We start from the raw sequence: 24,802 nt of genomic DNA, 5'->3' as shown, positions 1-24,802 counted from the left end.
GCTGGGCAGGACGAACATAACCCCAGCACAACACACCCAAAAACCACCCATCCCACCCCCAAAAAAGCACACATTTTGTCGCTTAAGTCGACACGCCGAGAAAAGCACACATTTTGTCGCTTAACCCGCCCCACCGCCAGCGTTCGCCGTGCAAAAAGAGGACCCCGCCGGCCGCGCGAAGCGTCCTGGCGGGGTCCATCCCATCCCTAACCCATTTCACCCCAGTGGGGCGAAAGGAGACCACTCATTTCCAAGCCCCTATTACTTGGAATGAGCCAGCAAAGCGTAACACACGGTATGCACCTTTGCTTATCCGCGCCCCTTCGCGCCGGCGAACGACACCACAGCAAGGACGAGACCAGCGCACATGCCGGCCCACAGCGCTGTGGTAGAGCCCCCGTTGCCGGCGGCAGACAGGCTCGCCGTCGTCCAGTGCATCGGGGTTGCGCCGGCGGCGTACTCCCAGACCTTGCCAACCGGTGCGGTGGATGCGGTCCTCCACAGCCAGCCGACCAGGCCGACTTGTGCCACGGCGAGGACGCCCGCGATGGGCAGGCCGACACGGGTACCGAAGGCGGCGCCCAGCACGTCGGTAAGCCCGGCGCTCGAGGCCGCACCGACAACCAGGCCGAGCGCGAGCAGCCCGGCGGTCGCGGCGGTAAGACCGCTGCCCAGGACTGCGACGAGGGCGCCGCCGGCCGCGGCGACGAACAGGCTGCCGAGCCCGAGGATCCACCAGCGGCGGGCCGGGGCGAGGCGCGCGGCCGCGCCCGTGGCGGTGCCGCCGAGCATGACCAGCGCCGCGATCAGCATCGCCGCGACCGGTGCGAGCGTGGATCGCGGCGCCGGAGCTTCGGAAGCACGAGCACCAGCACCAGCCGCACCTGAGTTAGCACCAGCCGCAGCCGGCATCGCCTTGCGGACGGCGGCGATCTGGTCTGAGGTCTTGTTGGCCATCTCGTCGATCTTGGCCGCGCCCTCCTGCAGCTGCGTCACGCCGTCGGTGGCGCCGGAGGCTTGGTCGTTGAGCGTGGTCAGGCCGTTGGCAAGCTCGGCGGCTCCGTTGGCGGCCGAGTAGATGCCGTCGTGGTAGGCGTACCCGGGCACGGAGAGCTGGTTGGCCACGTCGCGTGATCCCTTGCGCAACTCCTCGAGTTGGCCCAGCATCTCGGGCGGCAGCTGGGCGGTCTCCGCCTGTCCCCGCAGCCCCTCGAGCGCTGTCCGGGCCTCCTTCACCTCCGGGTCCTTCGCGTCCTTGGTGGACTCCAGGGTGCGGTCGATGGTAGCCACGACCTGTCCGCGTACCGCGTCGAAGCCCGCGACCTGGTCGGCCACTCCCCCGATGGCGTCGGCGACCTGGGTGGCGCCGCCCGCCAGTTGGCCGGTGCCCGCCTGCAGTTGGACCATGCCGTTGGACAGCTCCTGCGAGCCGGTTTGGGCGGCGGCGATCGCGTTGATCAATTCCTGCGAGGAGGTGTCGAGTTGGGACACTCCGTCGACAAGCTGCCCGGTGCCCTGCGTGAGGAAACCGGCCTGCGCGCTGGCCTCGCCGGCCGCCTTGCGAGCCTCCACCAACCCGTCCTGCCCGGGCGCCACGGCCGGGGCACCGGTGGTGTCGTCGCCGGAGCGGGTCCACGTACTCGCGGGGCTTAAGGGCAGGAACACGCCGACGATGAGGACAAGGACGGCACAACAGAATCGCCATTTCATGCAACTCAATGTAACCCGAGTTACTGGCGTGACTGGGTGCGGCGCACCGAAACGCGCTTTTCGACGCCCACGCGCAGCAGCACCATTAATAAGGTGCGATTCAGCGCTGTTGCAGGTTCATCAAAACTGCCTGGTACCGTTTCAGGTGTTGTCGCCACGGCTGGGTGGCTCTGCGCGCGTGTGCGCTGCCCGGATCGGCTCACCGTGGCAGGCGCACACGAATTGGCCACCTATGTTTTGGAGAGGGTTCACCATGACGCTCCCTGTCGTGCTCGCATTAGTTGCGGCGACAGTGATCCTGTCACCCATTCTCGTGCGCGCGATGGACCGCAAAGCCGGTTACCCGATCGCGCTGATCCTCGCGGCCGCCGCCGTCGTCCTTGGGCGAGAGTTCCCGGGCGTCGCCGACGGGCAGCCCCTTGAGTGGGAGGTGACTTGGGCCCGCGACATCCTCGGGGAAGGCAGCGCCGTATCGTTTGCGCTGCGCGCCGACGGGTTGAGCATCTTCTTCGCGCTGCTCGCCCTGGTCATCGGCACGGTCGTGATGGCGTACTCGGCCGCCTACCTGCCAAAGCGGGACGGCAACACGAGCTTCTACACCATCATGACGGCGTTTACGCTTTCGGTCCTGCTGCTCGTGCTGGCCAATGACACGGTGGTGCTCTTCATCGGCTGGGAGCTGGTGTCCATCGCCTCCTTCCTGCTCATCGCGCGCTCCGGGTCCGGCGGCGAGGCCGGGTCCTACCGCACGCTGATGCTCACGTTCTTTGGTGGGTTGACGCTGCTGGCGGCGTTGGCGGTGGCGTCGATAAGCACTGGCACCACGCGCCTGACGGAGGTGCTCGCGTCGGATGTGTGGCGCGAGAACCCGGGCCTGACCACCACCGTTGCCATCCTGGTGGCGGTGTCCGGCTTTACCAAGGCCGCGCAGTTCCCCTTCCACTTCTGGCTACCGGAGGCGATGGCCGCGGCCACGCCGGTCTCCGCGTTCCTGCACGCCGCGGCCGTGGTGAAGGCCGGCATCTACCTGCTGCTGCGCTTCTCCACGATCTTTTCCGACGTCGCCGCGTGGAACTGGCTGCTGCTCGTGGTCGGCCTGGGCACCGCGATCATGAGCGCGCTGTTTGCCATCACCAAGACGGACCTCAAGCACCTGACCGCCTACTCCACGGTCTCCCACCTGGGCTGGATCGTCGCCGCCATCGGCGTGGGCACCCCGATCGCGCTGGCCGCGGCGCTCACGCACACGCTCGCGCACGCGCTGTTTAAGTCCTCCCTCTTCATGCTCATCGGCGTGGTGGACCACGAGGCGGGCTCGCGCGACATGCGCCGCCTGGGCAAGCTGTGGGACAAGATGCCGTTCACCTTCGCCTCCACCGTCATCGCGGCCGCCTCCATGGCCGCGATCCCGCCGCTGTTCGGCTTCATCTCCAAGGAGTCCATCCTCGCCGCGTTCGAGGACACCGAGTATGGCATGGCGCTGCTGCTCATCGCCGGTTTCGCCGCGCTGCTCACCTTCATCTACTCCGCCAAGATCGTGTTCGGGGCGTTTTTCGACGGCCCGAAGGACATGCGCGGCGTCCACGAGGCGCCCGTCAGCCTCTGGCTGCCCGCCGCGCTGCCCGGCGCGATGTCGCTCGTCGTGCCCTTCCTACTCGGTTGGGTCGACGGCCCGCTCGACGCCGCGGTCCACACGATCACGGGCAACACCGAGTACCACTCCCACCTGGCGCTATGGCACGGCGTGAACGCACCGTTCATCGTCTCCATGGCCGTGCTGGTCATCGGCATCGCGCTCGTTGCGTTCGCCCGCCGCAGCATGTTCGCCTCGGTAGAGAACAAGCAGCTGCTGCCCACCAGCGGCAACGACCTCCTCGCCGCCACCGTCTCCGGGCTGGGTGCCGTGGGCAGGGGCCTGGGGCAGATGGCCAACGGCTTCAACCCGTCGCGCCACCTGCTGCCCATCCTCACCCTGGTGGTCCTGCTTGGGCTTACCACCCTCCTGGGTACCGACGGCGTCGACGGCATGCCGCTCGCACCGCGCGCCGAGGGCATCGACGTGTGGTGGGACCTCATCCCGTTCTCCATCATCGCCCTGTCCGTGGTGGGCATGGTGCTCACCCGCTCCCGTCTCGCCTCCGCGGTCCTGCTGGGCACTGCGGGCGTGGGCATGTCGCTGCAGATGCTCATGCTGGGGGCGCCCGACGTGGCGCTCACCCAGTTCCTGGTGGAGTCGCTCACCGTCATCGTCATCATGGTGGTGCTGCGCTACCAGCCGCGCATGTTCCCGCAGACCAACAACCGGCGCAAGCTCTTCGCCGCCATCTTCGCGGTCATCGCCGGCGTGGTCGCCTTCTTTGGCGTCTACGGGCTGCTCGGCCGCCACGACCGCTCGGACCTGGCACTCTGGTACCTCACCGAGGGCGGCGAGGTCACCGGGGCGGACAACATCGTCGCGGTGATCATCGTGGAGTTCCGTGGCTTTGATACCCTCGGCGAGCTTTCCGTGCTGGGCATGGCCGCCGTGGTCATCGCCGCGGTAACCCAGTCCATGCCGCGCCACATGTTCGAGGCGGGCACCCGCCCGCGCCCGTTCGGCCAGTCGCAGTTCAACTCGCTGCCCGTGCGAAAGGGCGCGGCCCTGGTCGTGCCGATCCTCGTCGTCCTGTCCGTGCTTATCTTCTTCCGCGGCCACACCGCGCCCGGCGGCGGCTTCGTCGCCGCCCTGGTGCTGGCCACGGCGTTCGGCCTGAACTACCTGTCGCGCGGCGCGGACACCGAGGTGGTCAAGCCGTTCACCCCGATCGCGCTGACCGGCTGGGGCATCATCATCGCCATCAGCTCCGGCTTCCTCGGCTTCCTCGAGGGCGGCTTCATGTACGCCATCCACGGCGAGATCGCCGGGGAGCATATGACGACGTCCCTGATCTTCGACTTCGGCATCTACCTCGCCGTGCTCGGCATGGTCACCCAGGCCATCAACGCGCTGGGCGGCTACCTCCGCCCGGGCACCGAGCGCGACAACCTGGACTACACCCGCGACGAGCCGGAAAACCCGCTCCCGGACGTGCCAGCCCCGGAGGAGCCGGAGGACGCGGTGGACGCACACCCGGCCCCGCTCAACCCCGCCGACAACCCCAAGCCTATGCAGACAAAGGAGCTATAAACCATGGTCATGGCACTTTCTGTCGCAGTCCTCGTGGCCGGCGCCGTCTACCTCGTGATGCAGCGCGGCATGGTTCGCGTCGTCTTCGGGATGTCGCTGCTGGGCCACGCCTCCAACCTCACCCTGCTGGCCACGGGGGTCGGCGCCTGGCGCGGCGAGGCGTTCCCGTCGCGCACCGCGTTCGACGACCTCTCTGACCCGTTGCCGCAGGCGTTCGTCCTCACCGCCATCGTCATCGCGATGGCCACCACGACGATCATGCTCATGCTCGCGTCGCTGGGCAAGAACGATGACACCTTCGACGTGCCCAAGACGGTGGGCAAGTCCCGCGAGGGCGAGCAGTTCGACCCGAACCAGCTCTCCCCGTCCGCCCTGTCCACCGCCGGCCGCAACTCACGCCTCAACCCGAAGAAGCTGGAGGCAAACAACTGATGTCAGTCGACGCGATCCTCCCCGTCTTTGTCGCCCTGCCCCTCATCGTCGCGGCCGTCACCGCGCTGTGCCCGAGCAAGACGCTTAACGACGCCCTCTCGCTCCTCATCCCAGCCATCAACCTGGGACTCGGCGTGTGGCTCTACACCTACACCGCCTCCCACGGCACGATCTCCCACGTCATCGGCCTCTACCAAGGCGGCGTGGGCATCTCCTTCGCCGCCGACCAGTTCTCGGCCGTGATGATCGTGACCACCATGATCGTGGCGCTGACCGCCAACTGGTTCGCAATCGCCGCGGGCGAGACGCAGGCCCGGTTCTACACGCCGCTCACCCTCGTGCTGATCACCGGCGTCTCCGGCGCGCTGCTCACCGCCGACCTGTTCAACTTCTTCGTCATGATCGAGGTCATGCTGCTGCCCTCCTACGGCCTGATCGCCATGACGGGTACGCGCAGCCGCCTGCTCTCCGCGCGCGCCTTCGTGCTGGTCAACCTGGCCGCATCCACGATGCTCGTGATGGGCGTTGGCTACCTCTACGGCGTCGCGGGCGCGGTGAACATCGCCGCCCTGCGCGGCGCCGCGGCCGGCAACGGCCCGGTCACCGTGGCGATGGGCCTGGTGGTCATCGCCATCGCCGCCAAGGCGGGTGTCTTCCCGGTCCACACGTGGCTGCCCAGGACGTATCCGTCGTCAAGCGCTGCGGTGATGGGCCTCTTCTCGGGGCTGCACACCAAGGTGGCCGTGTACATGCTCTTCCGCATCTGGGTCGTCATCTTTGACATGGACCCGCGCTGGAACACCCTGATCATCGCGGTCATGGTGATCTCCATGCTCATCGGCGGCTTCGCGGGCCTGGGCGAGCACACGATCCGCCGCGTGCTGGCCTACCAGATGGTCAACGGTATGCCGTTCATCCTCATCATGCTGGCGTTTACCAGCGCGGGTGCGGACGCGCGCTACGCGCTGGCCGCCGGCCTGATCTACACGCTGCACCACATGATCACCGTCGCCTCGCTCGTGCTCAACTCGGGCGCTATCGAGGAGACTTACGGCACCGGCGCTATCGGCAAGCTCTCCGGCCTGGCCCGGCGCGACCCCTTCACCGCAACCGTCTTCGCGGCCGGCGCCTTCTCCATCGTCGGCTTCCCGCCGTTCTCGGGTCTGTTTGGCAAGGTGACCATCACGATGGCCGCCGCCAGCGCGCACGACTGGCGCACCTGGGTGGTCATCGCCGCCATCATCATCGCCTCCTTCGGCGCGCTGCTGTCCATGATGCGCGTGTGGAAGGAAGTGTTCTGGGGCCGCCCGATGCAGCAATACCCGGACGCGCTCAACGTGCGCTGGAAGTTCCTGCTTCCGTCGCTCGCGCTGATCGTGCTCTCGCTGGTGATGTTCATCGGCGCGGGCCAGCTGTGGGGCATCACCACCTCGGCTGTCGACGACCTTCTGGACGTCGACGCCTACTCCACCGCCGTTCTGGGCACCGACCCGATCGGTATCCCCGACCTCGACTCGCTGCAGGGAGGCCAGCACTAACATGGCACAGCAATCTGCACTGAAACGCATCGGCCACGCGATCGGATACGGCGCCTGGCTGATCAAGGAAATCTACGCCGCGGGCATCGACGCTACCGTCGCCGCCTTCAAACCAGACTCCGGCCTGCACCCCTGCGTGATCTTCTACCCCATGCGGGTGCGCACCGACTGGGAGCGCTTCTGGTTCTCCACGTCCATCACCGCCACCCCGGGCACGCTCTCGCTGGGGTTCCGCCACGCGGCGTCTGAGGGCGGGAGCGACCTGCTCATCGTGCAGGCCGCGTTTGGCGACGACCCCCTCGGCGTCATCGAGGACCTCGCCGACATGGAGGAACACCTCAAACCGGAGCTTAAGGACACGCCTCTCGACGCCTCCAAGGTCCTGTGGAAGCCGTATGCGCACCTGGGCCCCGACCTTGACCAGGAGCACGCCGAGCAACTGCCCGCCGCAGAAAGGATGGACTAACCCATGTTCCAGACCATCATGACCGTCTGCATCGTCATTATGGCGCTGAGCCTCCTCGCGGGCCTGGCCAAGATCATCGTCACCACAGACGAGCTCTCCCGCTCGGTGCTGGCGGACCTTGTGTTCTACGCCATGATCGCCATCTACCTGGTGTGGACCCTGTTCAACCAGAGCATGATCACCTACGAGATCGCCGTCCTGGCCGCCCTGGTCTGCGGCGTGATCCCCACCATTTCCATGGCCCGCATCATCTCGAGAGGACGCCGCTAATGAGCATCATCGAAATCATCGTCGCTGTCCTGGTCATCATCTCCACCATCTTCGTGGTGGCCACCGCCTCCCTGCAGCTGCGCGCCCCCGACGCGCTCACCCGCGCGAACTTGCTCGGTCCCCTCGTCTGCCTCGCCTTCCCGCTGCTGATCGTGGCGAACCTGCTGATGAGCTGGTCCGCCGAGGGATTCAGCATCAACGCCTTCATCCGCGCGATCCTGGCCATCGCCGGCGTGTGGATCATCGGTTCCGTCGGCTCCTTCGTCATCGGCCGCGCCATCCACGGCGTCACCGTAGTGGACCCGAAGGACAAGACCTCGCGCAACGTGCCGCAGTAGGCGCTACAGCCAGCCGCGTTCGCGGGCGATGGTGTACGCCTCGAAGCGGTTTTCCGCCCCGGTCTTTGCGATGCCGGAAGAGATGTAGTTCCGCGTTGTGCCGGTGGCCAGGTGCGCTGCGCTGGCGATCGCCTCGATAGACCCGCCCTGGCCCGCCAGTTCGAGCACCTCGGCCTCCCGCGCAGTCAGCGGCGATTCCCCGGCAGCAATCGTGGCGGCTGCCAGCTCCGGGTCGATGTAGCGTTTGCCTGCGTGCGCCGCACGGACCGCCGCAGCGAGCTCGCCGGCCGCGGCCGTTTTGGGCAAGATGCCGAGCACTTGAGAGTCGAGGGCCCGCCGGACAACGCTTGGCCGCGCGTGGCTGGTGACGACGACCACGTGGGCGTCGATAAGCGAGGCGACCTCAATGCCATCCGCCCCACCTTGCCCAAGCTGCAGGTCGGTGACCACTACATCCGGGCGCGCGGCGGCGGGCAGCGACCGCCACCACTCGAGGAATCCCGCGCCCGAGTAAGCGACGTGCAGCACGTCAATGTCCTCCTCCAAGCCGATGAGCATGGCGAGGGAATCGGCCACCAACGTTTCATCATCAATCAGCGCGACCCTGATCATGCGCCCACCTCCAGTCGCACGCGGAAGCATTCAGCTGTTCGCTCCACGCTTATCGACGCCCCATGCGCCGCCGCCCGCCGACGCAGCCCCTCCAAGCCTGTACCGCTCCCCTCTCCAGGGCGCGGATGGTTGTTCACCACAGTGATCGCGTCCGACTGCAGCGCAATCGACACCGCCGTGGCCTGGGAATGGCGCAAGATGTTGGTCGTGGTCTCGCGCACGAACCACGCGGCGGTCACCCGCAGGTCCGGGCGCACGTTGTGGCTGGTTCCGGCCATGGAAACCTCGGCCCCGGCGCCGCCGAGCACCTGCTTCGCGCTTTCGAGCTCGGTGGCGAGGTCCGGGGTCCGATAGTTGTTCACCACACTGCGCATATCGACGGCTGCGCGCTGCGTGAGCTGGTGCAGCTCACGCAGTTCCTGGGGCACGCGCGGATCATCGCGCTCGGCGAGCGCGAGCGCAAGCTGCGACTTGATCGTCAGCGCCGCAAGATGTTGCCCCATGGTGTCGTGGAGATCCTGCGACATGCGCAGACGCTCCTCCGCGGCGGCGAGTTGCGACTCCAGACGGCGGGCGCGCTCCGTTTCAATGATCGCGCGGGAAAACCACGTGGTGAAGGGGACCATGACCACGCACGCGATGCTGTACACCACAACGATCGCAGCGATCTCCACCGAGCCGAACAGGAATACGCTCGCGAGCGCGCACGCGAGGGCAAGCGTCGTCCACATCCGCTGCTTGGCCATGAAGGGCAGGAAGGCAAGCTGGATGCTAAAGAACGCCGCCCCGACCGCGATCGCTGAGGCCGCCTTCCACTCCGCCGGGCCAAAGAGGAGCACCACCGCGCACACCGCCAAGACAATAAGGTGGGCGAGCATCCCCCACCGCAGCCAGCCGCTGCTGTGCTCGCGCGCCTCCAGACGCAACTCTGGCCTGGTTTTCAGCACCACCGTCCCGACAAGACTCGCCAGCACCGCAATGCCCACGCCAACGAACGTCTCGGCGAGGGTTGCCCCCGAGCGCCTCACAATGACCGAGGAAAAGGTCCCGACGAACAGCCACAGCATCCCTATGAGCGACCAGCGGTTGAGCGTGAGGAACCGCGACGAGTACTTCGGTTCTGGCTGCTTCGCCGAGGTGCGGGGCGGTGTTTGCGTCATAGTGTGCTCCGAGCGTAGCAGTGGTCTCACACCTCGCGGTGCGTTTCCCAGCGCATGCGCCGATACCCCACCGAGATCAGCACCGCGGCCCACACCGCGAGCAGGAGCATCGGCGTTGCCGCGCCTGCCAGCAGCGAAGCGAACGAGCCTTCGCCGACCCAACCATCGCGAAAGACGTCGCTTGCCAGCACAAAGGGTGTCCGGTCGATGAAGTTGGCAAGGGACTCCGGAAGGTGCTCACGTATACCGGTCTGCGAGAAGATCACGAGCATCAGTACCGGCATCGACGTGATCTGCGCGCCTTCCGCGTTCTGGGTAAAACGACTGGTCAGCATGGCCAACCCGTGGGAGACCGCCACGCCGAGCAGCATCGCAATCACCATGATCAACGGGTTTTTCGGCCACACGTGGGGTACCGGCGGGTCAATCGGCAGCACCATGGACATGCTCGAAAACGCGACTACCACGATGACCGCCAGCACGAGGGTGAGCGCAGCAAGCGGGAGACAAATGGCAGTCAGAAGCTCCCAGTCGCGGGACTCGCCCGTGCGCAGACGCTTGAGCACCCCCTCGTCGCGCCTGGTCACCGCCATGGAAAGCGCGGGATAGAACACGCCGAAGCTCAGCGCGAACAACACGAACACCTCAGATGCCGCCGCGGTCGACCCCACCGACTGGTCCCCGACCAACCACAGGAAGAGTGGCAACAGTAGCGGGAAAACGAGGCCGGCGAAGACAAGCAGCCGGTTGCGGGTGAACTGCAGCCACTCGGCGCGGCCGAGGGCCCGCAGCCTGCGCGCGGCGTGGTTCGTGGGGTTCATCGTGGTCGTGCTCATGCTGCTTCATCCTTTCGGGTGGTGTGGGTACGCTGCGTTGCTGCGACACTGTGGAAGACTCGTTCCAAGTTCGCGGGCTGCGCTACAAATTGGGCCAGTTCGAGGTTCCGCTCGCGCGCCCACTGCAGGATTGCGGAGGCGTCGTCCTGCAGTCTGGAAGTGTGCACCGATACTTTCGTGCCCTCGGAAATGTCGGTGCTGTGCACCAGCGCCCCGGGAAGGTTTGGCAGCGCAGGGGCTGATGTGCTGTGCAGTACGAACTCGATGGTGGAGGGCACCGTGCTCGCTAACTCCGTGGTCGTGCCCTCGACCTCGATGCGGCCGCCGTGCATAATCGCGATGCGGTCGCAGAGGAACTCGGCCTCTTCGAGGTAGTGCGTGGTCAACACAATCGTCACCCCACGGTCCTTCAGTCCGCGCAGCAGCTCCCACACGCGGCGGCGGGACTCAGGGTCGAGTCCGGTCGTCGGCTCATCTAAGAACACCACGTCCGGACTTCCCAGCAGCGCGCAGGCAAGGTCAAGGCGCCGCTGCTCGCCGCCTGACAGCGCCCCGACTGTCACCTCACGTTTATGCGTCAGCTGGACATCTGCCAGCACGTCGTCGATTGGCAGCGGGGCGGTGCACGTGCCCGCCCACATGGTCAACGTTTCCTCCACGGAAAGGGCGCGCGGCAGCCCACCGGACTGCAGCATGATGCCGGTGTGCGGGCGGAGGCGCACCCGGTCTGCCACCGGGTCCATCCCCAAGACGCGCACCTCGCCCGCGCTCGGTGCGGCGAGCCCCTCCAGGATTTCCAGCGTGGACGTCTTGCCCGCACCGTTGGTGCCCAACAGGCCGTACACCTCGCCGCGGGCGACATGGAGGCTGATGCCGTCGACTGCGGTGAACTCGCCGTACCGGCGTTGCAAATTATCTACTTCGATGACGTTTTCCATGACTTCTACCCTGCCGAATATGCATCCCGGCTGGTAGAAGCGTTTGTCACCGATTGCACATGACAAAAGTCATGCCCGTTTAGTCTGCGGCCGCAGACTAAACGGGCATGTGGCTTACGCTGGCTTACGCAGCGAAAGAGGAGTTACTTCTCCTGCTCGGCGCGCTTCTTGGCCAGGGACTCGCGGACCTTGGTCTCCAGGTCAGCGTCGACCTTGCCCCAGTAGGCGTAGACGCGCTCTTCAACGTCCTTGTTCTTGATTGCCATCATCTTGTTGGTGATGTTGTGCACGAAGCGCTCCTTGGCCGCGTCGTCGAACACGTCGCGGTAGAGCGTGGTGGCCTGGCCGAAGTCGTCGTCCTCGGCGTGCTTGACGTAAGCGTCGCGCACCAGGCCAGTACCCTCCGGATCCGGGTTGACGTAGAGGTTCTCCGCCTGGCCGTAGTCGGTGAAGTTGGAGGAAGAATCCTCGTTGTTGTCCAGGTAGCCGGCGCCCTTCTCGGTGCGGTTGGGCACGTAGTTCGGCTCGTTCTCCTCGTTGAAGAAGTACGCCATGCTGCCGCGCTCGGAGTAGGTGTTCACCTCGTTGAGCGGGCGGTTGACCGGCAGGTCCTTGTAGTTCGCGCCGATGCGGTAGCGCTGCTGGTCGGAGTAGGCGAACACGCGGGCCTGCAGCATGCGGTCCGGGGACAGGCCAACACCCGGGACCAGGTTGGCCGGGTCGAGCGCGAGCTGCTCGATCTGGGCGTGGAAGTTCTTCGGGTTGCGGTTAAGCACGAAGTAGCCGACGGGGATGAGCGGGTAGTCCTTCTGCGACCAGGTCTTGGTCAGGTCGAAGGGGTTGAAGCGGTAGTCCTTCGCTTCCTCGAACGGCATGATCTGGACCTTCACGTCCCAGATCGGGTAGTCGCCGTCTGCGATGGCGTTGAAGAGGTCCTCGCGCTGGAAGTCCGGGTCGGTGCCCGCCTTCTCGGTGGCCTCCTCGTCGGTGAAGCACTCCCAGCCCTGGCGGGTCTTGAAGTGGTACTTCACCCACACCGGGGTGCCTTCCTCGTTGATCCACTGGAAGGTGTGGGAGCCGAAGCCGTCCTGGTGGCGGGAGGTCTTCGGGGTGCCGCGGTCGCCCAGCAGGTAGGTCACCTGGTGCGCGGACTCAGGCGTGCGGGTCCAGAAGTCCCACTGCATCTCGTCGTCGCGCAGGCCGGAGTTGGGCTGACGCTTCTGAGAGTGGATGAAGTCGGCGAATTTTAGCCCATCGCGCATGAAGAACGTCGGAGTGTTGTTGCCCACGATGTCGTAGTTGCCGTCCTCGGTGTAGAAGCGCAGCGCAAAGCCGTGGACGTCGCGCCAAGTATCCGGGGAGCCGGCCTCACCGGCGACGGTGGAAAAGCGCGCCGCCATCGGGGTCACGGTGCCGGGCTGAAACAGCTTCGCCTTGGTGTACTTCGACACGTCCTCGGTGATGTGCAGCTCGCCGAAGGCGCCGTGGCCCTTCGCGTGCGGGATACGCTCCGGCACGTTTTCCCGGTTGAAGTGGGCCAGCTTCTCAATCAGGTGGACGTCGTTAAGCACATTGGCCCCACGACGACCCTGGACGATCGACAGGTGCTCCGAGGCGACCGGCTGCCCACTCAACTCGGTGGTGCGGCCGTTGCCCGCGGGGCGCTCGCCCTTGGCAACGATGTCTTCTGCCTTGCTCTTCTCAACCACTGGTGGCTCCTCCTTGACTGTCGGTAGCACGTGCCCCGCCAAGCCTAGGGAATTTCGCGCGCGCTGGTAGCCTAAGCATTCGTGAGCAGCACTAACGACGCCTACGTCACCGACCTCGCGCTCAAAGCGGGTCGCGGTGACAAGGCCGCGCTGACCCAATTTATCGCCGCCACACAAGACGACGTCTGGCGGCTGCTCGCCCACCTTGCCGGCGCCGAGCACGCCGACGACCTCACCCAGGAGACGTACTTGCGCGTCCTCGGCTCGCTCCCTCGGTTCAAGGCGCGTTCGTCGGCACGCACCTGGCTGCTCTCGCTCGCGCGTCGCGCGTGGGTCGACTCGGTGCGCCACGACATGGCGCGGCCACGCAAATCGGCCGCCGAGTACGACGAAGTGGCCGCGCAGGAAGCCAGCCCCGATGATGCGAACGCCTGGTCAGAGGCTATCGACGCCCGCCTCCTCCTCGACAGCCTCCGCCCCGAGCGCCGCGAAGCCCTCGTGCTGACCCAAGTCCTGGGCTACACCTACGAGGAGGCGGCGGAGATCACCGGCGTGCGCGTTGGCACGATCCGCTCCCGCGTCGCACGCGCGAGGCGTGACCTCATTCACCACACCGAGTCGGAATAAGCACGATCACACACGGTGAGCTAGATCACGCTACACTTGTGTGCGGAAATCATACGAACATTCTTGAAAGTAGTGAGCCTCCCATGCTCAAAAACGCCATTGGCATTGCCTTCGCGTTCATTGGCGTCCTCGTCGGCGCCGGTTTTGCCTCCGGGCAAGAGACAATGCAGTACTTCATCGCGTTCGGCACGCAGGGCATCTGGGGCGCGGCCTTAAGCTCCGCGCTCATGCTCATCGCCGGCGTCTCCATCCTCCAGCTCGGCTCGTACTTCCAGGCCAACGAGCACATGGAGGTGCTGGGCAGCGTGTCCAGCAAGGTCATGTCCTGGATCCTGGACATCGCCACCATCACCACCCTGTTCTCCATCGGCTTTGTCATGTACGCCGGCGCGGGCGCCAACCTGAACCAGCAGTTCGGCTGGCCGGTGTGGATCGGCGCGACGCTCATGCTCGCGCTCGTGCTGGTCATCGGCATGATGGACGTGGACAAGGTCACCGCCGCAGTCGGCGCCGTGACCCCGCTGCTGCTGTTCTTTGTCATCTTCGGCTGCATCTGGACCCTGTGCACCAGCGACCTCGACTGGTCCAACCTCAACGTGCAGGCCCAGGAGGTTTCCACCACACTGCCCAACTGGTGGATCTCCTCTCTGAACTACACGGGACTCAACGCCATCTGCGTCGCCTCCATGGCCCTGGTTATTGGCGGCAACTACCTGGACACGCGCGCCGCGGGCCTGGGCGGCTTCCTCGGCGGCATGGGCTACCTCGTCATGCTGCTCCTGCTGTCCTGCGGTCTGCTCGCCGCGGTGGGCAGCATCGCGGGCGATGACATGCCCATGCTCACCCTTATCACCAACATCCACCCGGTCCTCGGCTTCATCATGTCCCTGGTCATCTTCGGCATGATCTTCGCCACCGCACTCGGCATGTTCTTCGCGCTGGGCAAGCGCCTGGCCCGCGGCCGCCAGGAGCGGTTCCGCCCCATCTTCATCACCACCTGCCTGATCGGCTTTGCGCTCTCCTTCGTCGGCTTCAAGACGCTGGTGTCCGTGGTCTACCCGATCCTGGGCTACCTGGGCATCCTGCTCGTCGCTGTCCTCGCCGCCGCGTGGCTGCGCAGCTCGCAGAAGCTCCGCAAGGAAGGGAATCGCCGCCGCCGCGCCCGCGAGCTCATGCGCCTGAAGCTCGACCCCCGCGAGCGATTTACCAAAAACGATGAGAAGGAACTGAACTACATCATCCAGGCTTCCATCGTGGACAACGAGGAGCTCGAGGCCGCTCTCGAGGACGAGGTGGGTCAAGAGCTTATCGACGACAACGAGGTCGAATACGACCCCGAGGACCGAGACGGCGACGTGGTCTACGTCACCTACACGGACCCGCAATCCAAGGAGGACTACGCCAAGCACCCTGACGAGCCGTGGAAGGGCAACCCGAGCGAGGAAGACCTCGCGGCTCAGTGGGCCGACGACGAGGCGGAGCGGGAGGACGGCGGCAGCACTGTCGTCAGCGAGCGGTAGCTGTGGGCAGCGTGGCGTCGCAAAGCATGCTCCCCGCTTAACTGCCATTGAGAGCAAATGACGATACTATTGCAAAGGTTTATCCGAACATTCCTGATTTCTTACGGAAAGATTTCATGCTTAAAAACGCAATAGGTATCTCCTTCGCCTTTATCGGCGTGGTAGTTGGCGCGGGTTTCGCATCCGGCCAGGAGGCAATGCAGTACTTCTCGGCGTTCGGCACTGACGGCATTTACGGCGCCATCCTCGGTTCCGTGCTCATGCTCATCGCCGGCGTGTCCATCCTCCAGCTCGGGTCGTACTTCCAGGCCAACGAGCACATGGAAGTGCTGGGAAATATTTCCAGCAAGGTGATGTCCTGGATTCTGGACATCGCTACCATCACCACCCTGTTCTCCATCGGCTTCGTCATGTTCGCCGGTGCGGGGTCGAACCTGAACCAGCAGTTTGGCATCCCCGTCTGGATCGGCGCGGTGCTCATGCTCGCGCTCGTACTGGGTGTGGGCATGCTCGACGTGGACAAGGTGACGGCCGCGATCGGCTCGCTCACCCCGTTCCTGCTGGCCTTTGTCATCTTCGGCTGCTCGTACACCCTCATCACCACCGACATTGACTGGCACAGCATCAACATGTCCGCAGAGCAGGTCAACACCACCCTGCCGAACTGGTGGATGGCGGCGCTGAATTACACGGGCCTCAACGTGATGTGCGTGGTCTCGATGGCCCTCGTGATCGGCGGTAACTACCTGGACACCCGCGCCGCGGGCCTGGGCGGCTTCATTGGCGGCATGGGCTACCTGGTCATGCTCATGCTGCTGGCCACCGCGCTGATGGTCAAGATTGACACGGTCTCCGGCGAGGACATGCCGATGCTGACCCTGATCAATGACATCAACCCGATCCTGGGCACCATCATGGCGCTTGTGGTCTTCGGCATGATCTTCGCCACCGCGATGGGCATGTTCTACGCGCTGGGCAAGCGCCTCTCGCGCGGCCGCGAGGATAAGTACCCGATCATCTTCAGCGTGACCTGCCTGGTCGGTTTCGCGCTCTCCTTCGTCGGCTTTAAGACGCTGGTTGCGTACGTCTACCCGGTCCTGGGCTACATTGGCATCCTGCTCATCGTCGTCGTCGCTGCGGCATGGTTGCGCGGCGCCCAGAAGCTGCGCAAGGAGGGCAACCGCCGCCGTCGCGCCCTCGAGCTGACCCGCCTCAAGCTGGATCCGCGCGAGCGCTTTACCAAGAACGATGAGAAGGAGCTGGAATACCTGACCAGCAAATCCGTCATCGAGGAGGAGGAGTTCACCGAGGCCCTCGAGGACGAGGTGGGCCAGGAGCTTATCGACGACGACGAGGTCGAATACGACCCCGAGGACCCCGACGGCGACGTGGTCTACGTGTCCTACACGGAGCCGCAGTCCAAGGAGGAGTACGCCAAGAACCCGGACGAGCCGTGGAACGACACCACCGTGGACGACATGATTGCCAAGGAGGAGGCCGAGGAGGCCGAGGCCGGCGACGACGCCGACACGGGCAACGGGAACGGCAGCACCCGCCTGTAGCGGCCGCCTAGCGGTCAAAGAGGCTGTTCACGCGGGACACGATCCCGCTGAACCAGCCCTCGGACGCCGCACCGGTCTCGGATCCCGGTAGCGCGGCGGGCAGTACCGCCGTCTCGCTGGTCGGCTCAGCCGAGGTCGTGGGCACCTCCGAGGTAGCCACCACCGCGACGGGCTGCGCAGCCACGGGGGTCGGGGTCGGACGCTCCCCCGCGCTTGTCGCGGGGGCTTTTTCGTCCTGTTCTTGCTTGCGTTCGCTGGTTTCCGGCGCGGGCGCCAGCGTGGACGTGACGGTGGCTCGGGCGCGCTTGCCGGTGCCGCTGGTGTCCAGGCGCACCTTGAACTCATCAACCACGGCGCCGCCCTCCGTCACCTGGACCGTGGCGTAATCGCTTCCATTGGCGGACTGCGGCGCGGCAAGGCGCAGCCCGTTCGGCCGGGAAATGGCGCTCCAGCCCGCGGGCAGCGTGCTTGGGTCTTCAGAATTCATGCGCAGCGACGCCCCGCTCTCCTTCGCCGTTACCAAGAACAGCGTCTGGCCGGGTTTGATCGTGGTGTTCGACCACTTGCCCGTCTCCGCCGCCAGCGCGCCAGGCGCTGGCGTGACGGCCCCCATAGCCCCCAGGAGCAGAGCGCCGACTGCTGCGTGTGCCGCGAATTGGGCACGGTTGCGTCGGCGTCGAATACTCATAGCCACCATTTTTGGCGAAATCTCAGCTACAGGCAACTCTCTTTATGGAATTGCAACCGTTTGTCGCCCTGCTCGTGACCTATCGCAGGACGACCGTATTGCTACACCAGCAGCTCGGCGATCTGGATCGTGTTCAGCGCCGCGCCCTTGCGCAGGTTATCGCCGGAAACGACGAAGATCAGGCCACGGTTGCCCTCAACTGTCTGATCCTGGCGGATGCGCCCAACCAGGGACTCGTCCTTGCCCGCGGCGTCGAGCGGCGTGGGCACGTCCACAACGGAGACGCCCGGCGCGTCCGCAAGCACGGCCCGCGCCTCGTCGGGCGTGATCGCCTTGGCAAACTCGGCGTGGACCACCATTGTGTGGCCGGTGAAGACCGGGATGCGGACGCAGGTGCCGGCGACATTGAGCTCGGGGATCCCCAGGATCTTGCGGGACTCGTTGCGCAGCTTCTGCTCCTCGTCGGTCTCCTCGGTGCCGTCGTCAACAAGGTTGCCCGCCAGCGGGACCGCGTTGTAGGCGATCGGGGCGACGTAGGGGCCGAGGTCCTCAGGGGCGAGCACGGAGCCGTCCAGGGTGAGCTCGGTGTTGCGGTCGCCGATCTCCGCGACCTGGCCCGCCAGGGCCTCCACACCCGCTAGGCCAGAACCGGAAACGGCCTGGTAGGAGGCGACGCGCATGGTAGTGAGCGAGGCTGCGTCATGCAGCGCCTTCGCCACCGGCATGATCGCCATGGTCGTGCAGTTGGGGTTGGCAATGATGCCCTTGGGCAGGGTCTTCGCGTCGTCCGGGTTGACCTCGGAGACGATGAGCGGAACCTCGGGGTCCTTGCGCCACGCGGAGGAGTTGTCCACGACCTTCACACCAGCCGCGGCGAAGACCGGGGCCCACTCCTTGGAGGTGGAGCCACCGGCGGAGAACAGGGCGATGTCGATGTCCTTGACGGAGTCCTCGGTGACCTGGGTCAGGTCCTCCACGACCACCTCGGTGCCGCGGTAGTCCAGCTTCTTGCCCGCAGAGCGCGGGGAGGCGAAGAAGCGGACGGTGTCTGCCGGGAAATCGCGCTCCGCGAGGATGGTGCGCATTACGCGCCCGACCTGCCCGGTTGCTCCGACGACGGCGATGGTGGTCATGGGGAAAACAGCTCCTTGAAAGCGTTGCGGTTATATACGGTGTGGCGTGAGCTTAGCGGCCGGTGCCGGCGTAGACCACGGCCGGCTCGTCGCCGCCGAGGTCGAAGCGATCGTGGATGGCGCGGCACGCGTTGTCTAGCTCGGACTCGCGGATCACGGCGGTGATGCGGATCTCTGAGGTGTTGATCATCTCGATGTTCACGCCGGCGTCGCGAAGCGCCTCGGCAAAGTCAGCGGTGACTCCAGGGTGCGACTTCATGCCCGCGCCGACAAGGGAGACCTTGCCAATCTCATCGTTGTGGGTCACGTCGGTCCACCCCTCGTCCTGCTGCAGCTTGGTCAGCAGGGTCATGGCGCGCGGGCGGTCCGCCACCGGGAGGGTGAAGGTGATGTCCGTCTTCTTCTCCTCGCGGGTGGAGATGTTCTGCAGCACGGTGTCGATGTTGATCTCCGCGTCCGCGAGCGTGCGGAAGATCTTCGCGGCCTCGCCCGGGGTATCCGGGATGCCGAGCACCGTGATCTTTGCCTCCGACTTATCGGTGGCGACGCCGGACAGGACTGCTTCTTCCATGGGAATATCCTCCAATGCTCCGGCGACGAGAGTGCCGGTGTCGTTACTGTAAGACGAGCGGACTCGCATGGGCACGTTAAACGCGCGCGCGTACTCGACGCTGCGCAGCACCAAAATCTTCGACCCGGACGCGGCCAGCTCGAGCATCTCCTCAAAGCAGAGCTTGTCCAGCTTGCGGGCGTCCGAGACAATGCGCGGGTCCGCGGTGTACACGCCGTCCACGTCCGAGTAGATCTCGCACTCGTCCGCGTTCATCGCCGCAGCGAGCGCCACCGCGGTGGTGTCGGACCCGCCTCGGCCCAGGGTGGTGATGTCGCGCGTATCGCGGTTCACACCCTGGAAGCCAGCGACGATGGCGACCTTGCCTTCGTCCACCGCTTCCTGCACGCGGCCCGGGGTGACCTCTATAATGCGCGCGTTGCCGTAGCGCTCGGTGGTGATCACGCCGGCCTGGGATCCGGTGAAGGAGCGCACGTCCACGCCGAACGAGGCCACTGCCATGGCCACCAGCGAGTTGGAGATGCGCTCGCCCGCGGTGAGCAGCATGTCCATCTCGCGCGCGGGCGGGGTCGGGTTGACCTCCGCGGCGAGGTCCAGGAGCTCATCGGTGGTGTCGCCCATTGCGGAGCACACCACGACGACGTCGTGCCCGGCCTTCTTCGTGGCAACGATTCGCTCAGCGACGGCGCGGATCCGCTCCGCGCTTTCGAGGGATGAGCCTCCGTACTTCTGGACGATCAGTGCCATTGGTGTTGTACGCCTTCCATTCAGGTGACAATTCTGGGGCCGCGCAAACGTTGCAAACCCGTCATCCAACCTTAGCGGGCGAAAACTCACGATTCGAGGTATCGCACTAATATAATTCTGCGTGCACAACAACTATCTTGCGGTCGGCTTCGCATTCACGTCCGCGCTCCTGATCGCGGTGGGCACCGTCTGGCGCCACCAAATCTTGCGCGCCGGACGCGACCAAGGGGAGGTCAATGACTCCCCGCTCAGCGCCCTCAAGCGCCCCGCCTGGTGGTTCTCCCTCGCGCTCGCGCTCGCGGCGTACGGCTTCCAAGCGGTCGCGCTCGCGTTCGGCTCACTGCTCGTCGTGCAGCCAGTCCTCGTGCTCTCCCTCATGCTCACGCTGTTGCTCTCCGCGCGTGTCGAGCGCCGCCGCATGTCCGCCGCCACCTCGTTCTGGGCCATCCTGCTCACCGTGTTCGTCGGCGTCGTGGTCGTCGTCGGCCGCCCGCTGCCCGGCGAGCGCGCGCCGCACACCTGGGAGTGGCTCACCGCCGTCGGCATCGGGCTCGTGGGGCTCTTTTCGACGTTCGCGTTCGCCCGCGCCTACTCCGCGGCCGTCCAAAGCCTCGCCTTTGGCATCCTCTGCGGCGCCATCTTCGGCTACCTGGCCGTGTTTTCCAAGGTGGCCGTGGACGCCTACGTCCACGGCGGCGTCCTGGGCATCCTCGCCTCCTGGCAGTTCTGGGCCATGCTCGCCTGCGCCGTGATCGGCACCGTCGTGCAGCAGTTCGCCTTCGGCGCGGGCAAGCTCGCGACCACGCTGCCGGCGATGAAGGTCGTCGAGCCGCTCGTGGCTCTGACCTTGGGACTTGTACTTTTGGGCGAAAAGTTCTCGCTGTCCGGGGCCCTCGGTTGGACAGCGATGGTGCTGCTCATCGCGGGCATGCTGTTCAGCGCGGCGATGGTGACGCGCGTGAGTATTCGGTAGCGGTGGCGTCGATAAGCACCCCCTGCATATAAATATGTGATCCGCGTGACACAGGAGCTGGGCTATGTAAGATGTCTGGCATGTCACACAGGCAGCTACTCCTTCTACGCCGCGGCGGGAATCAGGCCCTTCACTAACACGGCCGGCACCCCGTCGCGGAGTTCGTGTTTGCCGGCCGTGAATAGTGCAAACGCCCACCCGTGGAAGGAAGACCAATGAGCAACGCCAACGACTTTTACGTACCCCGCGAGATCCAGACCCCAAACGGCCCCAAGAACGAGGGCCAGCCGGCGTGGAACAAGCAGCGCGGGTCCCAGATGCCGGCGGACCGGTACCTGGCGTTCGCCGAAGAAGTTGAGGACATCACCCTGCCGGACCGCACCTGGCCGGACAAGAAGATCACGGTCGCGCCGCAGTGGTGCGCCGTGGACCTGCGCGACGGCAACCAAGCGCTGATTGACCCGATGAGCCCCGAGCGCAAGCGCCGCATGTTCAACCTGCTGGTGGAGATGGGGTACAAGGAGATCGAGGTAGGCTTCCCGTCAGCCTCGCAGACAGACTTCGACTTCGTGCGCGAGATCATTGAGAAGAACATGATCCCAGAGGACGTGACCATCCAGGTCCTGGTGCAGGCGCGCGAGCACCTGATCCGCCGCACCTTCGAGGCCTGCGAGGGCGCGAAGAACGTCATCGTCCACTTCTACAACTCCACCTCTAAGCTGCAGCGCGAGGTGGTCTTCCGCAAAGACCGCCCGGCAATTAAGAAGCTGGCCACCGATGCAGCCGAGCTGATCAAGTCCATCGCGGAGGACTACCCGGATACTCGCTGGCGCTGGGAGTACTCGCCGGAGTCCTACACGGGCACCGAGCTGGACTTTGCCAAGGAGGTCTGCGACGCGGTCGTGGACGTCATGGAGCCGACGCCGGCGGACCCGATGATCATCAACCTGCCGTCCACGGTGGAGATGATCAGCCCGAACGTGTACGCCGATTCCATCGAGTGGATGCACCGGAACCTGGCGCACCGTGAGTCCATCATCCTGTCGCTGCACCCGCACAACGACCGCGGCGAGGGCGTTGCCGCCGCCGAGCTGGGCTACCTGGCCGGCGCCGACCGCATCGAGGGCTGCCTGTTTGGCAACGGCGAGCGCACCGGCAACGTGGACCTGGTCACCCTGGGCCTGAACATGCTCACGCAGGGCGTGGACCCGCAGATCGATTTCTCGGACATCAACAAGATCCGCCAGACCGTGGAGTACTGCAACCAGCTGCGCGTCCCGGAGCGCCACCCGTACGGCGGCGACCTGGTCTTCACCGCCTTCTCCGGCTCGCACCAGGACGCGATTAATAAGGGCCTGGACGCGCTGGCGCAGCGCGTGCACCCGAACGCTTCCTCCAACGATGTCACCTGGGAGGAGCTGCGCGACACGGTGTGGGAGGTGCCGTACCTGCCCATCGACCCGAAGGACGTGGGCCGCACCTACGAGGCCGTGATCCGCGTGAACTCGCAGTCCGGCAAGGGCGGCGTGGCCTACATTATGAAGACGGACCACGGCATCAACATGCCGAAGGCGATGCAGCCCGAGTTCTCCGCGGTGGTGCAGAACATCACCGACAGCGAGGGCGGCGAGGTCAACTCCAAGAACATGTGGGACATTTTCGCCGGCGCCTACCTGGACCTGGACTCCCCGCTGGAACTGGTGGACTACGAGGTCACCGGCGCGGTCGCGGAGGACGACGACTCCGCGGTCCAGGTGACGGTGGACTATAAGGGCGAGCGCCACGAGCTGCGCGGCACCGGCAACGGCCCGATCGCCGCGTTTGCAAACGCGCTCGAGTCCCTGGGCATCGACTTTGAGGTGCAGGACTACTCGCAGCGCTCGCGCACGGCGGGCGACGACGCCGACGCGGTCTGCTACATTTACGCCGACGTCGACGGAGCTACAGCCTGGGGTGTTGGCATCGCCGCGTCCACGACGCGCGCGTCGCTCAAGGCGATCACCTCGGCTGTGAACCGCGGCCTGACTGCGGGAAAGGCTGGCGGCGTGTAGCCGATCACCATCGCGAGTCCAACGTTTTGCTGCCCCGCTTCGGGGGTGGCGGCGCGGCTCGGGGATCCTGAGTATGTGCCCGAGTCTCTTAAGTGGTTCACGCACGTCGGACCACTCGCCTCCCGGCGCTCTCTCAGCCGATTTCTAGCAGAACGCGCGTTATTGCACGTAAACCCCGTAAATTACACGATTGTTCAACAGGCACACTTCGTCCCGATTACGGCGACACATATACTTGATCCAGAACCGGCAGTTGCAGCGCAGCGCAAGTTCTGCACTGGGGAGACACCCGGCACGTCGAACATCACCGCGCTCTGAGATAGGCTGCCAGCTAAGAGCAACGTGACACAACAACATCCCGCCCGTATTTCCAATCCGAACAGTAAGGTGGAGAAGGATCATGCAAAGCCCGAGCTACGTGGTTCCTGACCACGGGATCGGCGCCGTCCGAAGCATTCCTACCTGCGATGTGGATCAGGCGCTTGTGCGCAACTACCTGGCGAATGCTCGCGACGGGCACGCCGACTTCCAGGTCACTCTGTTGCAGCGCGGCGAGGACGCAGGCTTTTACATCGCCGCTGACGGCAAAATTCTGGGCGCGATGGCCGAGCACGACGCGCTGGAGTACCAGGAGCTCGCCCACATCGCCGAGGCGGGCCTGACGCCGGAGGTCACCGCAAGGGCCGAGTCGCATGCTGGCGGCACCGTGAACCTCACCCTCCGCCTCCCCCGCCCGGGCCTGTGCATCCCCGCCAACGAGCCCCCGACCGAGCCCTGGGCACTGCTGGACGGCACCGGCCCCCGCGTCGTGTCCTACCTGCCGGACGCTGCGGAGCGCGACATGAATGACCGGATGAGCTTACTTGTCCGCCTCGGCTTCGACGAGGCCGGCGACGTCATCGCCTGCCTGGGCAAGGGCGGCGTGGGCACGCTTGACCCGCGCACCGCGTCCGAGATCACCCCGACGCTGCGCAACCTTGAGCAGCGCGGCCTCATCGTGGTCGTGCGCGGCTACCATGCGCCCACCGCCAACGGCGTCGAGCTCACCGTCAACCTCAGCGGGGTGGACGAGACCGGTACCCCGAATGAAGTTTCGCCGGTGCCGTTCCTCCCGCTGCCGGAGGCGCAGCGGATTCCGGAGTTCGCCACCGTCGGCGCCCCCAACGAGGCATCCTGCGGGCGCCCCTCCCTCGCGTCGGGCGAGCTCACCGGCGACTCGACCCCACTAGCCCCCTCCCCGCTGCTGGACGAGCCCGCGCCGACGGAGCCCGAGGTGGACCCGGCGTCGCGCGAGGTCGCCGCGGCGACGGTGGCCAAAGACGCTGAGGACGCCAACGACGCTGAGGAACCTGCGGGGGCCGTGGCCGCGTCCACCACGCTCATCGGCGAGCCCGAGGAGACCGTCACGGAACCCGATCAGCCCCGGCGCCGCTTCCCGCGCTTCCGCGCCGACGACGACGCGGAAGCAGCCGCGCTCGCAGCGGAGCAAACCCCGGACCAGCCAGCCGCAGCGGTCGCGGAGGACACGGAGAAGAAGCCGGCGGCGGCGAGCCGCCTCCACCCGGCTTGCATCGCCGCGGGCACGCTGCTGATCCTGCTGACCATCGCGGGCGTCATTGCCATCAGCACCCAGTGGAACAGTGGCAACAGCGCCGCGGCGCGCATCTCGCCGACGAGCTACGACGACACCGTCGTTGCCTCCGTGGAGGACCCGCAGGATCCGGCAGTGCTGGACCAGTAGGCCAGGGCGCGGGC

At 65.8% G+C, this 24,802-nt stretch carries 22 protein-coding genes; 12 read left to right on the top strand and 10 right to left on the bottom strand.

What is annotated here, in order from left to right; genetic code table 11:
- Positions 1–309: 309 nt before the first annotated feature.
- Both CKJ85_RS10970 and CKJ85_RS12050 read right to left on the bottom strand, forming a co-directional pair.
- Positions 310–1,710 (bottom strand): hypothetical protein, encoded by a 1,401-nt coding sequence (locus tag CKJ85_RS10970; protein WP_095554338.1) that lies wholly within the window; start codon positions 1,708–1,710, stop codon positions 310–312.
- A gap of 20 nt (positions 1,711–1,730) precedes the next feature.
- Positions 1,731–1,868, bottom strand: a complete 138-nt coding sequence (locus CKJ85_RS12050) for a hypothetical protein (RefSeq protein WP_158221647.1) — start codon at positions 1,866–1,868, stop codon at positions 1,731–1,733.
- A 95-nt stretch (positions 1,869–1,963) separates the two neighbouring features.
- Between CKJ85_RS12050 and CKJ85_RS10965 the strand changes: the two genes are divergently transcribed.
- From CKJ85_RS10965 to CKJ85_RS10940, 6 genes are read left to right on the top strand one after another with little or no spacing between them, the layout of a single operon-like run.
- Positions 1,964–4,876 carry a DUF4040 family protein gene (locus CKJ85_RS10965; protein WP_095554337.1) on the top strand — a complete coding sequence of 971 codons (2,913 nt, stop codon included), beginning with the start codon at positions 1,964–1,966 and terminating at the stop codon, positions 4,874–4,876.
- 3 nt (positions 4,877–4,879) lie between these two features.
- Positions 4,880–5,308 (top strand): cation:proton antiporter subunit C, encoded by a 429-nt coding sequence (locus tag CKJ85_RS10960; RefSeq protein WP_095275212.1) that lies wholly within the window; start codon positions 4,880–4,882, stop codon positions 5,306–5,308.
- A complete protein-coding gene (locus CKJ85_RS10955; protein ID WP_095554336.1) occupies positions 5,308–6,846 on the top strand; it encodes a monovalent cation/H+ antiporter subunit D family protein in 1,539 nt (512 codons plus the stop codon). The genes CKJ85_RS10960 and CKJ85_RS10955 overlap by 1 nt, the downstream gene beginning before the upstream one ends.
- Before the next feature lies 1 nt (position 6,847).
- Positions 6,848–7,312 carry a monovalent cation/H+ antiporter subunit E gene (locus CKJ85_RS10950; protein ID WP_095554335.1) on the top strand — a complete coding sequence of 155 codons (465 nt, stop codon included), beginning with the start codon at positions 6,848–6,850 and terminating at the stop codon, positions 7,310–7,312.
- A gap of 3 nt (positions 7,313–7,315) precedes the next feature.
- Positions 7,316–7,582: a cation:proton antiporter gene (locus CKJ85_RS10945; RefSeq protein WP_095535923.1), complete on the top strand. Its 267-nt coding sequence runs from the start codon at positions 7,316–7,318 to the stop codon at positions 7,580–7,582.
- The gene (locus tag CKJ85_RS10940; RefSeq protein WP_095546852.1) at positions 7,582–7,920 is read left to right on the top strand and encodes a Na+/H+ antiporter subunit G; all 339 of its coding nucleotides are present in this window, start codon (positions 7,582–7,584) and stop codon (positions 7,918–7,920) included. Before CKJ85_RS10945 ends, CKJ85_RS10940 begins: the two co-directional genes overlap by 1 nt.
- Positions 7,921–7,923: 3 nt before the next feature.
- On the opposite strand, the gene CKJ85_RS10935 is transcribed toward CKJ85_RS10940, so the two are convergent.
- The 5 genes from CKJ85_RS10935 to CKJ85_RS10915 form a co-directional block, all read right to left on the bottom strand.
- Positions 7,924–8,532, bottom strand: coding sequence for a response regulator transcription factor (locus CKJ85_RS10935; protein ID WP_095554334.1), 609 nt, complete (start codon positions 8,530–8,532; stop codon positions 7,924–7,926).
- On the bottom strand, positions 8,529–9,692 hold the full coding sequence (locus CKJ85_RS10930) for a sensor histidine kinase (RefSeq protein WP_095554333.1): 1,164 nt from the start codon (positions 9,690–9,692) through the stop codon (positions 8,529–8,531). The genes CKJ85_RS10935 and CKJ85_RS10930 overlap by 4 nt, the downstream gene beginning before the upstream one ends.
- Positions 9,693–9,718: 26 nt before the next feature.
- Positions 9,719–10,528 carry an ABC transporter permease gene (locus CKJ85_RS10925; RefSeq protein ID WP_095554332.1) on the bottom strand — a complete coding sequence of 270 codons (810 nt, stop codon included), beginning with the start codon at positions 10,526–10,528 and terminating at the stop codon, positions 9,719–9,721.
- A complete protein-coding gene (locus CKJ85_RS10920) occupies positions 10,525–11,466 on the bottom strand; it encodes an ABC transporter ATP-binding protein (RefSeq protein ID WP_095554331.1) in 942 nt (313 codons plus the stop codon). Before CKJ85_RS10920 ends, CKJ85_RS10925 begins: the two co-directional genes overlap by 4 nt.
- A 143-nt stretch (positions 11,467–11,609) precedes the next feature.
- A complete protein-coding gene (locus CKJ85_RS10915; protein WP_095554330.1) occupies positions 11,610–13,175 on the bottom strand; it encodes a catalase in 1,566 nt (521 codons plus the stop codon).
- Positions 13,176–13,256: 81 nt separating this feature from the next.
- Between CKJ85_RS10915 and CKJ85_RS10910 the strand changes: the two genes are divergently transcribed.
- The 3 genes from CKJ85_RS10910 to CKJ85_RS10900 all read left to right on the top strand — a co-directional run bounded on the left by CKJ85_RS10910 (position 13,257) and on the right by CKJ85_RS10900 (position 16,884).
- Positions 13,257–13,802, top strand: coding sequence for an RNA polymerase sigma factor (locus tag CKJ85_RS10910; RefSeq protein WP_095554329.1), 546 nt, complete (start codon positions 13,257–13,259; stop codon positions 13,800–13,802).
- An 83-nt stretch (positions 13,803–13,885) separates the two neighbouring features.
- Positions 13,886–15,322, top strand: coding sequence for a hypothetical protein (locus CKJ85_RS10905; protein ID WP_198947167.1), 1,437 nt, complete (start codon positions 13,886–13,888; stop codon positions 15,320–15,322).
- Positions 15,323–15,438: 116 nt separating this feature from the next.
- Entirely contained in the window at positions 15,439–16,884 is a 1,446-nt protein-coding gene (locus CKJ85_RS10900) for a hypothetical protein (protein ID WP_233127052.1), read from the top strand.
- A gap of 7 nt (positions 16,885–16,891) precedes the next feature.
- Here the strand turns inward: CKJ85_RS10900 and CKJ85_RS10895 are convergent, their stop codons facing one another.
- The 3 genes from CKJ85_RS10895 to CKJ85_RS10885 form a co-directional block, all read right to left on the bottom strand.
- On the bottom strand, positions 16,892–17,572 hold the full coding sequence (locus CKJ85_RS10895) for a hypothetical protein (RefSeq protein ID WP_143340200.1): 681 nt from the start codon (positions 17,570–17,572) through the stop codon (positions 16,892–16,894).
- A gap of 101 nt (positions 17,573–17,673) precedes the next feature.
- The gene (locus CKJ85_RS10890) at positions 17,674–18,705 is read right to left on the bottom strand and encodes an aspartate-semialdehyde dehydrogenase (RefSeq protein ID WP_095554327.1); all 1,032 of its coding nucleotides are present in this window, start codon (positions 18,703–18,705) and stop codon (positions 17,674–17,676) included.
- A gap of 52 nt (positions 18,706–18,757) precedes the next feature.
- Positions 18,758–20,023, bottom strand: a complete 1,266-nt coding sequence (locus CKJ85_RS10885; protein ID WP_095275226.1) for an aspartate kinase — start codon at positions 20,021–20,023, stop codon at positions 18,758–18,760.
- Between the two features lie 121 nt (positions 20,024–20,144).
- Here CKJ85_RS10885 and CKJ85_RS10880 point away from each other — a divergent pair, with 121 nt between their 5' ends.
- The 3 genes from CKJ85_RS10880 (at position 20,145) to CKJ85_RS10870 (ending at position 24,788) form a co-directional block, all read left to right on the top strand.
- Positions 20,145–20,996: a DMT family transporter gene (locus CKJ85_RS10880; protein ID WP_095554326.1), complete on the top strand. Its 852-nt coding sequence runs from the start codon at positions 20,145–20,147 to the stop codon at positions 20,994–20,996.
- Positions 20,997–21,211: 215 nt separating this feature from the next.
- Positions 21,212–23,047: a 2-isopropylmalate synthase gene (gene leuA, locus CKJ85_RS10875; protein ID WP_095554325.1), complete on the top strand. Its 1,836-nt coding sequence runs from the start codon at positions 21,212–21,214 to the stop codon at positions 23,045–23,047.
- A gap of 400 nt (positions 23,048–23,447) precedes the next feature.
- Positions 23,448–24,788: a hypothetical protein gene (locus tag CKJ85_RS10870; RefSeq protein WP_095554324.1), complete on the top strand. Its 1,341-nt coding sequence runs from the start codon at positions 23,448–23,450 to the stop codon at positions 24,786–24,788.
- Positions 24,789–24,802: the final 14 nt, after the last annotated feature.

The organism is Corynebacterium sp. NML 150383 (assembly GCF_002285085.1).
Lineage (GTDB): Bacteria > Actinomycetota > Actinomycetes > Mycobacteriales > Mycobacteriaceae > Corynebacterium > Corynebacterium gottingense.
This window is presented reverse-complemented; position numbering and strand designations above follow the sequence as displayed.

Bases quoted from the DNA above. Each gene is read 5' to 3' on its own strand.
- CKJ85_RS10970 (WP_095554338.1), bottom strand. From the start codon at position 1,710: ATGAAATGGCGATTCTGTTGTGCCGTCCTTGTCCTCATCGTCGGCGTG.
- CKJ85_RS10965 (WP_095554337.1), top strand. From the start codon at position 1,964: ATGACGCTCCCTGTCGTGCTCGCATTAGTTGCGGCGACAGTGATCCTG.
- CKJ85_RS10960 (WP_095275212.1), top strand. From the start codon at position 4,880: ATGGTCATGGCACTTTCTGTCGCAGTCCTCGTGGCCGGCGCCGTCTAC.
- CKJ85_RS10955 (WP_095554336.1), top strand. From the start codon at position 5,308: ATGTCAGTCGACGCGATCCTCCCCGTCTTTGTCGCCCTGCCCCTCATC.
- CKJ85_RS10950 (WP_095554335.1), top strand. From the start codon at position 6,848: ATGGCACAGCAATCTGCACTGAAACGCATCGGCCACGCGATCGGATAC.
- CKJ85_RS10945 (WP_095535923.1), top strand. From the start codon at position 7,316: ATGTTCCAGACCATCATGACCGTCTGCATCGTCATTATGGCGCTGAGC.
- CKJ85_RS10940 (WP_095546852.1), top strand. From the start codon at position 7,582: ATGAGCATCATCGAAATCATCGTCGCTGTCCTGGTCATCATCTCCACC.
- CKJ85_RS10935 (WP_095554334.1), bottom strand. From the start codon at position 8,532: ATGATCAGGGTCGCGCTGATTGATGATGAAACGTTGGTGGCCGATTCC.
- CKJ85_RS10930 (WP_095554333.1), bottom strand. From the start codon at position 9,692: ATGACGCAAACACCGCCCCGCACCTCGGCGAAGCAGCCAGAACCGAAG.
- CKJ85_RS10925 (WP_095554332.1), bottom strand. From the start codon at position 10,528: ATGAGCACGACCACGATGAACCCCACGAACCACGCCGCGCGCAGGCTG.
- CKJ85_RS10920 (WP_095554331.1), bottom strand. From the start codon at position 11,466: ATGGAAAACGTCATCGAAGTAGATAATTTGCAACGCCGGTACGGCGAG.
- CKJ85_RS10905 (WP_198947167.1), top strand. From the start codon at position 13,886: ATGCTCAAAAACGCCATTGGCATTGCCTTCGCGTTCATTGGCGTCCTC.
- CKJ85_RS10900 (WP_233127052.1), top strand. From the start codon at position 15,439: ATGCTTAAAAACGCAATAGGTATCTCCTTCGCCTTTATCGGCGTGGTA.
- CKJ85_RS10895 (WP_143340200.1), bottom strand. From the start codon at position 17,572: ATGAGTATTCGACGCCGACGCAACCGTGCCCAATTCGCGGCACACGCA.
- CKJ85_RS10890 (WP_095554327.1), bottom strand. From the start codon at position 18,705: ATGACCACCATCGCCGTCGTCGGAGCAACCGGGCAGGTCGGGCGCGTA.
- CKJ85_RS10885 (WP_095275226.1), bottom strand. From the start codon at position 20,023: ATGGCACTGATCGTCCAGAAGTACGGAGGCTCATCCCTCGAAAGCGCG.
- leuA (WP_095554325.1), top strand. From the start codon at position 21,212: ATGAGCAACGCCAACGACTTTTACGTACCCCGCGAGATCCAGACCCCA.
- CKJ85_RS10870 (WP_095554324.1), top strand. From the start codon at position 23,448: ATGCAAAGCCCGAGCTACGTGGTTCCTGACCACGGGATCGGCGCCGTC.